We start from the raw sequence: 14,207 nt of genomic DNA, 5'->3' as shown, positions 1-14,207 counted from the left end.
GCTCAGCCCGCACCATCCGGCAAGCTGCTCTTCCGCGGCAGCAGAATCGTGAATTCGGTGAACTCGCCAGGCTTGGTCGCGACGTCGATCATGCCGCCATGCTGCTTCACCACGATGTCGTGGCTCATCGACAATCCGAGGCCGGTGCCTTCACCGGCCGGCTTGGTGGTGAAGAACGGATTGAACATCTTCTCCTTCACCTCGTCCGGGATGCCGGTGCCGTTGTCGCGAATGCGGATCTCGACCTGATCGCCGCGGTCGCGGGTCGCGGCGGTCACGACCGGCTCGTAACCGGCCGCCTCGCTCTCCGCCTTGCGCTTGGCGACCGCATGGAATCCGTTTCCGATCAGGTTCAGCAGCACCCGCGTGATCTCCTGCGGGAACACATCGGCCGAGCCGGCCGCCGGATCGAGGTCGCGTTCGAGCGTCACGTCGAATTGCGGCTGCTCGGCGCGGGCGCCGTGATAGGCGAGGGTGAGGCTTTCCTCCACCACCGCGTTGATGTCGCTGATCCGATGCTCGCCGCCGCCTTCGCGCGAATGCAGCAGCATGTTCTTGACGATGGAATCGGCGCGCCGTCCGTGCTGCACGACCTTGCCGAGATTGTCCTTGAGAAGCCCCGTCAGCTCGTCGACCTCGGCGCGAATGTCGGCTGCGAGGCTGACCGGCGCCAGCACCTCGTTCAGCTCGTCGGTCAATTCGGCGGAGACCGAGGCAAAATTGTTGACGAAGTTGAGCGGGTTCTTGATCTCGTGCGCGATGCCGGCAGTGAGCTGGCCGAGCGAAGCCAGCTTCTCGGTCTGGACCAGCCGGTCCTGCGCCGCGCGCAGCTCGTCGAGCGACTTGGCGAGCTCCCCGGTGCGGCTCGCGACTTCGTTGAACAGGCTGACATTCTTGATCGCGATCACGGCCTGATCGGCGAAGGTCTGCAGCAGGCGCACGTGATGCTCGGCGAAGGCGCCGGTCGCACGGCGCGTCGCGATGATCATGCCGATGGCCTCGCCCTCGCTCATCAAGGGCGCGAACAGCATGCTGCGATAGCCGCGGGCGCGCGCGATGTCGCGCGCGGCCGGCTCGAGCTCGGTGTCAGGCAATTGCGCCGCCGTGCCATTGGCCACGAGCCCGTAAGGCGGAAACTGGGCGAACGGCACCGGAAACGAGGCCTGCAGCACGCGATCGCCGGCCGGATCGGTCGGTGTGAACGCGGCAAGGTGCGCGGCGCCGTCGACATAGCGCAGCACCGCCGTGGAGAAGCCGCCGATCAGCCGGTTGGCGTTGGTGGCGATAGCGTCGAACACCGGCTGCACGTCGGACGGCGAGGCGGCCATCACCTTCAGGATGTCGGCCGTCGCGGTCTGGCGCTCCAGCGCCGCTTTCGTCTCGTTGAAAAGGCGCGCATTCTCGATCGCGATCACGGCCTGGTCGGCAAAGGTCTGGAGCAGCTGCACGAGGTCGGGCGCGAACGCGCCTGTTACAGTGCGCGTGACGCTGATCATGCCGACCGGCGTGCCCCGGTTCATCAGCGGCATGAACAGCACGCTGCGGAAGCCGCGCAGCCGTGCAAGGTCCCGGTTCAGCTCAGGGACGTCGTCGGCCTCGCTGTCGGGAAACTGGATCGTCTCGCCGCCGCGCACCAGCGCGAAGGTCGGAAACTCCGTGATCTTGCGCGGGAAGGAGGCTTTGAGCCCTTCGTCCGCCTCCGGACTGGTCGGCGTGTAGGCCACGAGGTGCAACTCGTCGCCAATGAACTGGAGCACGGTGGCGGAGAAGCCGCCCAGCAAGCGCTTGGAGCTCGACGCAATCGCCTCGAACACCGGACGGGCATCGGAGGGCGAGGCCGCGATGGTGCGCAGGATCTCGGCGCTGGCGCTCTGGCGATCCCGCGCAACCGCCAGCTCGCTGCGCAGCCGCGCATTCTCGGCTGCGAGTTCATCGGCGATATTGTTCGGAGAGTTGGACATTCCTGACCCGGCTTGATGCCGCGACGCGCGCGGCACCCGGCCGGATTATCACATCTTTCGCGGCGGGAGCCAGCGTCGGAGTTCACCTCTCCCCGCTGGCGAGAGGTGGACGGCGGCGCAAGCAGTTGGACTCCGTCGAGGGCGTCCGCCTCACGTGCCCGGCCGCGACACGTCCGTCTCCTTGCTGGTGATGAACTCGAGCAGCACCGGGACGCCTTCCTGCGTCTTCTGGATGCCGCGCCTGATCGCGGGGACGATGTCCTCCGGCCGCGTCACCCGCTCGCCGTAGCCGCCGAAGGCGCGCGCCATCGCGGCGTAATCGCCGGAAATGTCGGTCGAGCGATATTTTTCGGTCGAGACCGGCATCACCTTCAACTCGATCGCCATCGAGAAATTGTTGAGCAGGATCGACATGATCGGGATGCGCTCGCGCACCGCGGTCTCGAAATCCATGCCGGTGAAACCAATGGCGGCATCGCCCCAGACGTTGATGCAGAGCTTGTCGGGTTTCGCCAGTTTTGCGCCCATCGCCAGCCCAAGGCCGTAGCCGAGTTGCGTCGTCTTGCCCCAGCCGAGATAGGTGAGGGGCTTCGTCGATTTCCAGAACGGCGAGAGCTGGTCGCGCGGGCTGCCGGCATCGTGGGTGATGATGGTGTTGTCGATGTCGACGGTATGCTGCAAATCCCACAGCACGCGATAGGGGCTCAAGGGCGCGTCGTTGCTGGTGAGCTTCGGCATCCATTTCGCCAGCCACTCCTTGTGCGAAGCCGCGATCTCGGCCGCGACGGCCGAGGCGTCGCGATCCGACGTGACGGTCTTGCCGATCTCCTCCAGCAGTGCGTCGAGCACCAGGCCCGCATCGCCGACGAGACCGATTCCAGCCTCCACATCCTTGTTGAGGTGGTTGGGATCGAGCGTGGAATGGATGATGGTCTTGCCCTTCGGCATCGCGATGCCGAAATTCGTTTCCGTGAACGAGCAGCCGATGCCGAAGATGACGTCGGCTTCGCCGAGGAATTTCGGCACCGCGCGCGGCACCGCAAGGCCGCCGGAGCCGAGCGAGAGCGGATGGGTTTCCGGGAACGAGGACTTGCCTCCCAGGCTGGTGGTGACGGGAATCGCCAGCCGTTCGGCGAGCCGCTTCAGTTGCGGCCAGGCCTGCGCGTAATGCACGCCCTGGCCGGCATAGATCACCGGCCGCTTCGCGTTGACGAGCAGGCTGGCGGCTTCCTTGACATGAACGGGATCGGCGCCGTAGCGGGTGCGCAGCACCGGCGTGTAGTCGAGCGGCTCCGGCACCTCCTCGTTCCACATGTCCGAGGGGATCTCGACGATCACAGGCCCGCCGCGGCCGTTCTTCAGCCTGGTGAAGGCGCGGCGAAAGATATTGGCGACCTCAGTCGCGAGGATGATCGGCTCGGACGATTTCGAAAACGGCTTCATCGCCTCGCTGGAATTGAAGTTCGGCTCGATATGCGCAAGCCTGCGCTGATAGCCCATCGGCAGCACCAGCACCGGCACGGATTCGCCGAAGCATTGCGCGACGCCGCCCATCGCATTCTCCGCACCCGGCCCGTGCTGCATGCAGAACGCGCCGATGCTGCGCCCCGACGTGACCCGCGAGATCGCATCCGCCATGTGGATGCCGACGCGCTCCTGCCGCACCATCACGGGGCGGATCTCGGCTTTCGCCGCGTGCTCGATCAGATGGTTGACCGGATAGCCGCAGAGGATCTCGATCCCCTCGCGCCGCATGATTTCCGCGATCGCGGTCCCGAGCTTCATGTCGTCTCTCTCCCTGGCGAGGCCGGTTGATCCGGCTGGTTGGGGAGAGAGGATCAGGAATTACGCGAGGCGTAAAGCGCGCGCGGCAGGTGCGGCGGTAGGCCAGCTATGCATCGCGGGCGTGCACTGGGTTCGGCTGGCGATAGTGGCCGCAGCCGCTCGCCCTCGGCGGCACGCGCTCCAGCAGGCGAGAGGCCGCAACCAGATCCGGCGTCTCGAAGCCCTCGGCGAAGCCTTCATAGATCGGGGCCAGCAATCGGACAGCCTTGACCCTGCGGCCGGTCTCGATCCAGTGTGCGGCGAGATCGGTGGCGATGCGCAGTTCGAATGTCGCCGCTCCGATGGCGCGTGCTTCGGCGAGTGCCTGTTGCAGCCGTTTTTCAGCGCGTAGCGGCTCGCCGGAATGGAGAAGGACCGCTGCGTCGACCCGCTGAAGTTCTGACCGGCACCAGCGCTCGCCCTGACGTTCCTGATGGCCGATCGCCCGCGTGATGGCCTCGCGCGCCTCCGCGATCCGCCCTTGCCGCAAATAGGCGCGGGCGAGGACCGCGAGATAGCTGCCGATCCGCATCAGGAAACGAGATTCGATCAACTCTTCGATCGCGGCTCGAATATGCTCCACCGCGCGCGGATCGCCACGCAAGTCGCGAAGGCAGGCGGAGAAATAGCGCTCGACCGGAACCCAGCGCGAGATGCGCTCGCGTTCCAGGTTGCGACGCAGCCGCATCGTGTAGCTCTCGAGCGCGTCCCGATTGCCGGTTTCGAACGCCACAGGAAGGGCGGCGAGCCCAAGTGCGTTCGATTGCGACACCCAATGACCACTGCGGTCCGCGGCATCGACGGCGTCTTGGGCCAGCCTCGCCGCGTAGTCGGCTTGTCCTTGCATCCAGGCCACGAAGGGCAGGTTGAAGCGGACGGTGATGAATCGGTAGACCTCGTTCGCGTTTTTGCGCGAACGGCCCTCTGCCAGGGAATAGGTTGCCGCAAGACGATCCAGAACCGGCCGGCTCTTGCTCAATTGGCCGGCAAACGCGCGGGCCCAGGCCAGTGCCCGGTCGGCTTCGGACGTTGCCGTCAGGTCGCGTTCCCGGTCGGCCAGCGCGGTGGCCTCCTCGAGATAGCTTATGGCGCGCGGGAGCTGGCCGATCTGCAACAGGTAAAAGGCAAAGCCCACCAGCGCACGTTGCTGATACTCGATGTTGCCGGCCCGCCGTGCAAAGGCGATCGCATCGAGCCAGGCAACCTCGTTCTCATTCGACATGTTGCGGGCGTAGAACAGGCTCCATCCAAGGGCGCAGGCGAGCTTTGCCTTCGACAGATCATCGCACGCGACCGTCTTGGCCAAAGCGAGCGCATCGTTCAACCGTGCCTGCGCTTCGGACAGGATGGAGGTTTCCGACCACAAGGTGATCGCCGCAACCGTGAGCCTGATTCCGAGGTGGGCATCGCCCGCCTCTCCGAATGCCCAAGAAAGCGCAGCTCTCAGATCGGCGATGCGACCGAGGTAGCGCTGGGTCCAATCGGTCGGCTCGCGCCAGTTCCACTCCTCCTCGGACTGCTCGAACAGCGCGAGGACGCATTCTGCGTGGCGGCGCAGTGCCTGGCCGCAGGCCGGATCGGCCAAGCGCCGCTCGGCGGCATACCGCCGCGTGCTGTCGAGCAGCCGATAGCGCAGGCTTGCGCCGCGTGCCTGCGCACTCAACAGCGATTTGGCGACGAGACTGCCGAGGCCGGTGACGACGTCGACCGGGGCGATCCCCGCCGCCTCCGCGACGAAAACCGCATCCTCGGCGTCAAAAGCCTCACTGAACACCGACAGCATGCAGAATAGTCTCGCTTCGTTCTGCGACAGCAGACGGAAGCTCCAGTCGATTGTCGCCATCAGGGTTTCATGGCGCGGCGGCGCGCCCTCGGCGTCGGGGGCGCGAAAACCCAATTTCCGATCGAGCAGCGCCACCAATTCGCGAGGGGTGAACTTGCCGATCTGGGCCGCCGCCAGCTCGATCGCCAGCGGAAGGCCGTCGAGCGCGTGACAGATCGAGGCGACGTCCTCGCAATCGTCAGCGGCGAACTGGTAGTCCGACCATTCGGCCGCGCGACGGACGAACAGCTGCACCGCTGGAAACCTGACGGCCTGATCGACGGTCAGGGCGAGGCCGGATTTCGGTGCGGCCAGCGAACCAAGCCGCACGATATGCTCGGTGGCGGTGCCGAGCGGCTCGCGGCTCGTCGCAAGCAGCCTGGACGGCGATGTATCCGTCATGAACTTGCCGGCAAAGATCGTGGCGGCGGGCAGCACATGCTCGCAATTGTCCAGGATGAGCAGCATCTGCCGCGGCCTCAAATAATCGAGAGCCGCAGCCAGATCGTTGTCCGTATTGCCTCTGACGCCCAGCGCCGTCAGCAGCGCCGCGCCGAACAGCGTCGGATCGGAGATCGTGGCGAGGTCGACGAAGCAGACGCCGTCGCGGCACCGTGGTGCAAACGCCTGGGCGACGGCCACCGCAACCGTCGTCTTGCCGATCCCTCCCGTGCCGGCCAGGGTCACGTGCCTGTTGTCGGCCAACAGATCAGCGATTTCGACGATGTTCGCTTCGCGACCAACGATGCCGCGCAACAATGGCGGATTGGACAGGGAAAGCGGATCGGCAAGCGGAAGGTCGTCCTCGACCTCGCCGATGCTGATTTGCACGTCCGCGATGAACTTGTACCCGCGGCGCGCCACGGTCGCGATGTAGACGGGCTCGATCTGGGTATCCCCCAGCGAGCGCCGCAGGCTCCACATGTTGACCTTGAGATTGCTGTCGTGGAGGAAGGTGCCCGGCCAGGCCGCCGCCATCAGGTCATTCTTGCTGACCAGATCGCCGCAGCGCTGCACCAGCACCTGCAGGAGCTCGAATGCGCGTCCGCCCAGCTTGACGGGGCGCCCCTCGAGAAGGAGCAACTGGCGGCGGGGAACCAGTCGAAATGGGCCGAAGCAGTATGTGAGTTCCCGTCGGCGTGTGCCCCGTTGTTGTGTCTCCGTGGCAGCCCGCATTGACCATTGCCATTCGATCGAAAAGATCGCCTGCAATTATCATGCGCTGCAAAGCTGTTGAAGTGAGCGGTTCTGAATTCGCACGATTGCCGCCGGCATTTGCCGGCAGAATGGCTGCGACAAAACCGCTCGCGCGGGCCGGCTATTTCTTGGGCACGCCGAGAACCGCCATGCGCAGGACTTCGACGCCGCCATCGGCAAGTTCCGGAAGCTTGGCGAACCACGCCTGCACATAAGGCATGGCATTATGTGCGTCGAAATCGGCTTGGCTGGCGAACACCTCGTAGAAGATGAAATGACCCGGTTTGGCGCGGTCTTCCTGGAGAAAATAGACCAGGTTCTTGGGATCGCCGCGAACCAGGTCGATCAGCGGAAGCGTGGCCGCACGCAACGCATCTTCCTTCCCGGCCTTGGCGCGCACCTGGGCGACCACCGAATAGGCACCTTCCGGAATCTCCTGATAGCGCACGCGCGGGGCTTCCTGCGCGACGACCGATGCCGTCGTCATGGCCATCGAGGCAGCGAAGAGCAGGGCGCCAAGCGAATGGCAGACGAGCTTTTGCATGATTCAGTCCTTCACGTTGAGATCATGGGCGCCTTGTCGGGCGACCAGCGGAAGCCGGTCGCCCGACGATTGATGGTCAGCGCACGATTGTCTGCTGGCGCTTTGCCAGGGCCTCGCTGAAGCGCTGCTTGACCGGGCCGAGCGCTTTGACGAATTCGAGCTGCTCGCCCTCAGGCCCCTTGCAATAGATCAGCTCCCAGCCGTTCGAGGGTTCCGCGGTCACCCGGTTCGTGTTGGCGCTGCGCGGAGCGGCCTTGCGATCCGCCTCCGTCATGACGCGGATGGTCCGGTTCGCTCTCACCTGCGTCATGCCGCGGCGCGCGGATTCGGCTTCGAGGTCGGCAATGAATTTGTTGAAGTCGACATCGTCGCGAACATAGAAGCAGATGTGCATCATGCGCGGGAAAGCCGGACTCATGTGCTCCAACGGCTCGGCAAAGCTCTTCGCGCTGCCCATGGGCTGGTCGGCCTCGCGATATTGCAACAGTTCGAGCACCATGTTGTCGAACTGGATGAAGCGGACATCGAGCCGCTGCGCTCCGCTTCTGAGGTCGGGAACGCCGATGGTCCGCGGATTGACCCCGCGCACGTTCGCCTCGATCTCCTGGTCGGCCAGCAGCGTGTTCTGCACGCCGTCGCCTTGGAAGTCGCCGTGACGGAAGACCTCGGTGCCGCCCAGCACCTCCGTATAAAACTGATAGGCCCGCTCCATGTTCTGCACCGTCAGCCCGAAATGTTGGACGCCCTGCAGCCGCGCACCGAGCGGCGCCTCGTTGCGCTCGGCCGACGACATGCCGCCCGGCGCCGCGGACGCGGCTGACGGCATGCTGCCGACCGCAAGACCGGTGATCATCGCGGCGCCTGCCGTGCGAAGCAGGCTGCGGCGTTCGATTTCGGCAACGTTGCAGGTTTCGTCGGTCATTCTCGTCTCCTCGGTCTGTGGGTGATGTCATGTGCCGGTCAGCCGGCGTCCGGAAGCGGAGCCCCCGGATTGACGAGACCGGCCGATCGAAGTTCGCGCCAGAAATCGCCGGGTATTGATTGGTCAAGGGCCGCGCGGTCCTCGCCGATGCGGCCGGGCCGGCTCGCCCCGGGGATCACGGCGGCGACGACCGGGTTTGCCAGTGCGAACTGCAGGCCAGCCGCCTTCATGCCGATGCCGTAGCGGTCGGCGATGGCCTTGATGCGCGCCACCTTGTCGAGGATTTCCGGGGGCGCCGGCGCATATTCGAAGTTCGGACCGCCGACGAGCGCACCCGAACTGTAGGGGCCGCCGACGATGATCGCGAGCTCGTGTTCCGCCACCATCGGCATCACCCGCTGAAGCGCCCTTGCATGATCGAGCAGCGTGTAGCGGCCCGCGAGCAGGAAGCCATCGGGGCGCGGCTCTTCGAGCGCGAGCAGCAGCTCGATCGGCTCGACCCGGTTGACGCCGAGGCCCCACGCCTTGATCACGCCCTCGTCGCGCAGCCGGTCGAGCGCTTTGAACGCGCCCTTGCGCGCGCTTTCGAACACCGAAAGCCATTCGTCGCCGTAAAAATCCTGCGCGACGTCGTGCACGAAGGCGATATCGATGTGGTCGGTGCCGAGCCGCTTCAAACTGTCCTCGATCGAGCGCAGCGTCCCGTCCCGGGAATAGTCGTTCACGATTCTGTTCGGGCGCCCGTATTGGAAGACGCCGCCCTTCTCGCCGAGGTCGCGGGCGCCGACATCCTCGATCTCGTCCAGGATCAATCTTCCGACCTTCGTGCTGACGACATAGTCGCTGCGCGGCCGGCCGGCGAGCGCGGCGCCCATGCGGATCTCGGCGAGGCCCGCGCCGTAGAACGGCGCGGTGTCGAAATAGCGGATGCCGTCATCCCAGGCCGCATTCACCGTCGCGAGCGCTTCCTGCTCGGGGATGTCGCGAAACATGTTGCCGAGCGGCGCTGCACCGAAGCCCAGTCTTCCCGGCAGAATATCCTTGAGGGGCATGTCGCGACTCCTTGTCCGTGACAGGCGAGCGCATACGCGCGCGGAGCTGCCGATCTCAGTCGGCTGCGGATGTGTCAGCGCTTCTGATGAACGCCGCGACCTCGCGCGGATGCGACAGCATCACCGCGTGGCTGCTTTTGATCTCCGTCACCTTCGCGCCCGAGCGCTTGGCCATGGTGCGCAGCAAGCTCGGAGGGATAATGTGATCCTCCATCGTCACCATGTAATGGGTCGGCTTCGTCTTCCAGGCCACGCGCTCGACCTTGGTCTGCACCGCCTGCAGTCCAAACGGCAATTGCGCCGCAGCCATGAAGCGGGTCGTGGCCGGGTCGACACCGGCGGCGAAGGAGCTCGGGAATTTATCGCGGTCGACGAAGAGATAATTGCCCTCGGTGACCAGCGGACCTTTGTGCTCGCCGGGCGGCACGGGTGCTTCCGACAGCGTGCTGACCGACTCCCCGACATCGGGCGCATATGCCGCGAGATAGACCAGGCTGCGAACCTTCGGATTGTCGCCCGCTTCCGTGATGACCATTCCGCCATAGGAATGCCCGACGAGAATGACCGGATGCCGCGCCTTGGCGATCACGCGTTCGGTCTCCGCGACATCGTCACGCAGCGAGATCGTCGGCTGCTGGACGACGAGCACTTCATAGCCTGCCTTCGAGAGAATGTCGTAGGTGTCCTTCCAGCCCGAGCCATCGACGAAGGCGCCATGGACCAGGACGATGGAGACGGTCTTCTCGGCGGCGACCGCGGGGGCGGCCGTTGCGATCGACATTGCGGCAAGTGCAGAGAGAGCAGAGATAAGCGTCTTCATACCAGGCTCCAATCCTCGATACGGCAGGATTGCCGTTGATGAGCCTTTCACTAGCGCAGGCAGGCGTTGCGGTATTTCCGATTCCTGCGCGACGACGGACGCATCTTGCTGATCTCAGCTTTGGCAGCCGATCGCGCTGCGTTTCAAGTCTTTGTTGTGCCTGCGTTTTACCTCTTTTAACCGCGCCGCCTCTGGACTTCGCCACAGCGGCTTGTGAGAAATTCGCATCGGCGTGGTGGCGGCCGGGGCCGCAACTCACCACCGGATGGAATGATCGCTCGCTCGCGATACGGAGCCGGGATTCGCCGCAACGAAGCGGAGGTCATGATGGCGCTCGTGACGCATGGAGATCAGAAATATCAGAACAGCGAGAAGCTCGCGGCGGCCAGCGACTGGCCGGGATTGAGCATCGAGCATCGCAAGTTCGAGGCGGGGCGCCAGGCAACGCCTGTCCCCATCTGCACCGAGCTCATCATGCTGCTGTCAGGCGGCGGGATGGTGTGCCGCGCCGGCAATGGCGAAGTCCAGAAGAGCCTCGCGCGGCCGGGCATGAGTTACCTCGTGCCGGTGGGGACGCAGGAGAGTCATCTCGAGCTTTCGGATCGGATGGAATGTCTTCATCTCTATCTGCCGCCGGCGCTGCTGGATCAGAGCGCGCTTGCGGACTTCGATATCGATCCGGCCAAGGTCGAGATTGCTTATGCCCACGGTCTGGCGGACCAGATCCTCTTCCACATCTGCTCGCCGCTTCGCGACCTGCTCCATCGCCCGCGCCAGCCGACCGACGCGCTGTTCGTGGAGGGTATCCAGGTTGCGCTCGCGGCGCATCTTCTCGGGAATTATACGATCGACCGCTGGCGGCCACCTGACAGGTCGCCGTCGCTCGATCCCAGGCGTCTCCAGCGCGTGCTGGACTATATCGAGGCTTCTCTTGCTGGCGATATCAGGCTCGAGGATCTGGCGGCCCAGGCTTGCCTCAGCCCGTATCATTTCTCCCGGTTGTTTCGCGAGGCGACCGGATTGTCGCCGCACCGTTACGTGACCGATCGCCGCGTCCAGGCTGCGCGGCACGAACTCGCGCGCGACCGCTTGTCCCTGGTCGAAATCGCCCTGGAGTTCGGTTTCGGCTCGCAAGCCAATTTCACGCGCGTGTTCCGCAAGGCCGCCAGTCTTACGCCGGGACAGTATCGCGAATTGTGCTGCGGCCAGGCCGAGGTGAAAGCCGATCCGGCAATCCGCAGGGATTGCGCATGATTCCGCAGGAATCGGGAATACGGCTCGGCGTGCATCAGGCAGTGCTGTTGTGCCGACGAGGTCCGCTAGGGGATATACCGACATGATCGAGCTCACGGTGAACGGGATCAAGCGCCAGGTCGACGTCGTTCCCGAGATGCCCTTGCTTTGGGTGCTGCGCGACGAGCTCGATATCACCAGTGCCAAATACGGCTGCGGGGTCGCGCAATGCGGCGCCTGCACCGTTCATATCGACGGCAAGGCGGTGCGGTCGTGCCAGTCGCATATCGGCGAGGTTGCGGGCAAATCGGTCGTCACGCTCGAAGGCCTCGACAACAAGGACCAGCACCCGGTGATCCAGGCCTGGATCGAGCATCAGGTGCCGCAATGCGGCTACTGCCAGGCCGGACAGATCATGCAGGCCATCTCGCTTCTTGCACGGATCTCCAAGCCAACCGACGAGCAGATCAACCAGGTGATGTCCGGCAATCTCTGCCGCTGCGGGACCTATCCGCGCATCCGCGCGGCGATCCATGCGGCGGCGTCCAGGAAGATGGCGGAGAAGTGAGATGGGCCACATGCAGAGCCTTTCCCGTCGCGCCTTCGTTTTCGGCTCCGCCGCCGTCGCCGGCGGCATCGCTTTCGGCGCCTATGGTAGCGCTGAAGCGGCCGCACCGAGCGCCGATGGCAATCCACTCGCCGTCGGCCTCGGGCCGAACTCGGTGACCTTCAATCCCTGGGTCGAGATCAGTCCGGACAAGATCACGCTGATCGCCCAGCATGCCGACATCGGGCAGGGCGTCGGCTCGGTGCAGCCGATCATGATCGCCGAAGAGATGGACCTCGATCCCGGCCAGTTCGAAGTCCGCTTCGCCGTCCCCAGCCCCGCTTATTTCAACACCGGCTTTGCCGACGAGTTCGCGCCGTTCGTGGCCGCGGACCAGAGCCCGGCTGCGGAGGAAGCGCGCGCCAAGTCGCTCGAATGGCTGAGACAATCCGGCCTGCAGATGACCGGCGGGTCGAGCACGCTGCCGGACACCTATGACAAGCTGCGTGTTGCCGGCGCGGTCGCGCGCGAGACGCTGAAGGCCGCCGCTGCCAAACGGTCGGGCATCGCCGTGGCCGACCTGCGCACGCAATCGGGCCATGTGATCCTGCCCAACGGGACCAAGATCGCTTACGTCGATCTCTCTGCGGACGCCGCAAAGATTCCGCCCGTGCTCGATGCCAAGCCGCGCGATCCCTCGACATGGCGGATGCTGGGCAAGCCGATGATGCGGCTCGACATCCGCGACAAGGTGATGGGAGAGCTGAAGTTCGGAATCGACCTGAGGATGGAGGGCATGCTGTACGCCTCCGTCAAGCTGAATCCCAACAAGGGGCAGCCGCTGAAGTCCTACGATGCGACCAAGGCCCGGGCGATGCCGGGGGTCAAGAAGATCCTCGAAATCAATAACGGCGTCGCGGTGATCGCCACCAACAGCTGGTACGCGATGAAGGCGGTCGACGCCATCGCTTGCGAGTGGGCGCCCTCCGTGTATCCCGCGGAGCAGGCCGACCATTGGAAGGTTCTGGAATCGTCGTTCAAGCCTGAGTTCCTGGGCAAGGAATGGCGGAAGATCGGCGATATCGAGACCGGGCTGAAGACCGGGACACGCGTCGAAGCCGAATATCGCGCGCCCTATGTGGCGCATCAGCCACTCGAACCTCTCAACGGGATCGGCCTCGTCACCGACAAGGGAATGGAGCTCTGGGTCGGCCATCAGAGCCCCCGCTTCGTGCAATATGTCGCGGCGACGGCGATCGGCCTCAAGCCGGAACAGATCACCTTCCACAATCAATGGACTGGTGGAAGTTTCGGCCATCGCCTCGAATACGAGAACGTCCGCGTTCTCGCCGAGATCGCCAATCAGATGAAGGGCACGCCGGTCAAGCTGGTGTTCTCGCGCGAGGAGGATTTCCTTCAGGACATTCCGCGGCAGATTGCCATCGCCCGGCATCGTGGCAGCGTGGACAAGGGCAGGATCGTCTCGGCCGACCTGCAACTGGCTTCGACGGCGCCGCTCAAGGGATTGCTCGAGCGTTCGGGCACGCCTTCAAAGGATCCCGACGGGCAATTGGCCGCCGGCCTGTGGAACGTCTATTACGACATCCCCCATTTCCGGGGCACGAGCTACGAGGCGCAAGGGTTGTCGCCATGCACCACATGGCGGTCGGTCGGCGCCTCCACATCGGGCTTCTTCACCGAAAGCTTCATCGACGAACTGATCCACGCGGCCGGTCTCGATCCCATGAAGGCGCGGATTGCGATGTGCACCGTTCCGCATTACCGCAAATTGCTGGAGACGCTCGCGCAAATGTCGGATTGGAAGGGGCCGCTCGGCAACGGCCGCGGGCGCGGCGTCGCGTTCGTCGAGTCCTTCGGGACGCCGACGGCCGAGGTCGTCGAAGTCACGATGACCGACAGAGGCATCAGGATCGACAAGGTCTGGGTTGCCGTCGACGTCGGCAAGGTCGTGGACCCCGTCAATTTCGAGAACCAGGTGCAGGGCGGTGTCATCTGGGGGCTCGGCCACGCCATCAACTGCGAGCTCACCTATGCCAAGGGCGCGGTGCAGCAGACCAATTACAACCACCACGAAGCGATGCGGATCTATCAGTGTCCCGTGATCGAAGTGCGCGGGCTCGAGAACGATCCGAAGGTGAGGGGCGTCGGCGAGCCGCCGGTGCCGCCGGCCGCGCCCGCACTTGCGAACGCGATCTTTGCCGCGACCGGAAAGCGCATCCGCGAGATGCCGTTCAACAAGTTCATCGACTTTGTGTGAGGGCGGA

At 64.7% G+C, this 14,207-nt stretch carries 10 protein-coding genes; 3 read left to right on the top strand and 7 right to left on the bottom strand.

The genetic code is table 11. From position 1 onward, the window contains the following. Window positions 1-2: 2 nt before the first annotated feature. The 7 genes from E4K64_RS14970 to E4K64_RS14940 all read right to left on the bottom strand — a co-directional run bounded on the left by E4K64_RS14970 (window position 3) and on the right by E4K64_RS14940 (window position 10,103). Window positions 3-1,961, bottom strand: coding sequence for a GAF domain-containing sensor histidine kinase (locus E4K64_RS14970; protein ID WP_167772012.1), 1,959 nt, complete (start codon window positions 1,959-1,961; stop codon window positions 3-5). A 150-nt stretch (window positions 1,962-2,111) separates the two neighbouring features. Beyond that, the gene (locus E4K64_RS14965; RefSeq protein WP_283812326.1) at window positions 2,112-3,800 is read right to left on the bottom strand and encodes a thiamine pyrophosphate-requiring protein; all 1,689 of its coding nucleotides are present in this window, start codon (window positions 3,798-3,800) and stop codon (window positions 2,112-2,114) included. A gap of 52 nt (window positions 3,801-3,852) precedes the next feature. After that, window positions 3,853-6,819, bottom strand: a complete 2,967-nt coding sequence (locus tag E4K64_RS14960; RefSeq protein WP_235884678.1) for an ATP-binding protein — start codon at window positions 6,817-6,819, stop codon at window positions 3,853-3,855. Between the two features lie 106 nt (window positions 6,820-6,925). Beyond that, window positions 6,926-7,348: a putative quinol monooxygenase gene (locus tag E4K64_RS14955; protein WP_135164198.1), complete on the bottom strand. Its 423-nt coding sequence runs from the start codon at window positions 7,346-7,348 to the stop codon at window positions 6,926-6,928. A gap of 76 nt (window positions 7,349-7,424) precedes the next feature. Then, window positions 7,425-8,270, bottom strand: coding sequence for a VOC family protein (locus tag E4K64_RS14950; protein ID WP_135164197.1), 846 nt, complete (start codon window positions 8,268-8,270; stop codon window positions 7,425-7,427). 38 nt (window positions 8,271-8,308) lie between these two features. Then, window positions 8,309-9,322: an aldo/keto reductase gene (locus tag E4K64_RS14945; RefSeq protein WP_135164196.1), complete on the bottom strand. Its 1,014-nt coding sequence runs from the start codon at window positions 9,320-9,322 to the stop codon at window positions 8,309-8,311. Window positions 9,323-9,377: 55 nt separating this feature from the next. Beyond that, window positions 9,378-10,103 carry an alpha/beta fold hydrolase gene (locus E4K64_RS14940; protein WP_135164244.1) on the bottom strand — a complete coding sequence of 242 codons (726 nt, stop codon included), beginning with the start codon at window positions 10,101-10,103 and terminating at the stop codon, window positions 9,378-9,380. 366 nt (window positions 10,104-10,469) lie between these two features. On the opposite strand from E4K64_RS14940, the gene E4K64_RS14935 reads away from it, so the two are divergent. The 3 genes from E4K64_RS14935 to E4K64_RS14925 all read left to right on the top strand — a co-directional run bounded on the left by E4K64_RS14935 (window position 10,470) and on the right by E4K64_RS14925 (window position 14,200). Continuing rightward, window positions 10,470-11,396 (top strand): helix-turn-helix domain-containing protein, encoded by a 927-nt coding sequence (locus E4K64_RS14935; RefSeq protein WP_135164195.1) that lies wholly within the window; start codon window positions 10,470-10,472, stop codon window positions 11,394-11,396. 82 nt (window positions 11,397-11,478) lie between these two features. Further along, window positions 11,479-11,943, top strand: a complete 465-nt coding sequence (locus E4K64_RS14930) for a (2Fe-2S)-binding protein (protein ID WP_126256165.1) — start codon at window positions 11,479-11,481, stop codon at window positions 11,941-11,943. Between the two features lies 1 nt (window position 11,944). Then, a complete protein-coding gene (locus E4K64_RS14925) occupies window positions 11,945-14,200 on the top strand; it encodes a xanthine dehydrogenase family protein molybdopterin-binding subunit (protein ID WP_135164194.1) in 2,256 nt (751 codons plus the stop codon). Window positions 14,201-14,207 lie beyond the last annotated feature (7 nt).

Source organism: Bradyrhizobium frederickii (assembly GCF_004570865.1).
Classification (GTDB): Bacteria; Pseudomonadota; Alphaproteobacteria; order Rhizobiales; family Xanthobacteraceae; genus Bradyrhizobium; species Bradyrhizobium frederickii.
The sequence above is the reverse complement of the archived record's forward strand: the minus strand, read 5'-3'. Positions and strand labels throughout refer to the sequence as shown.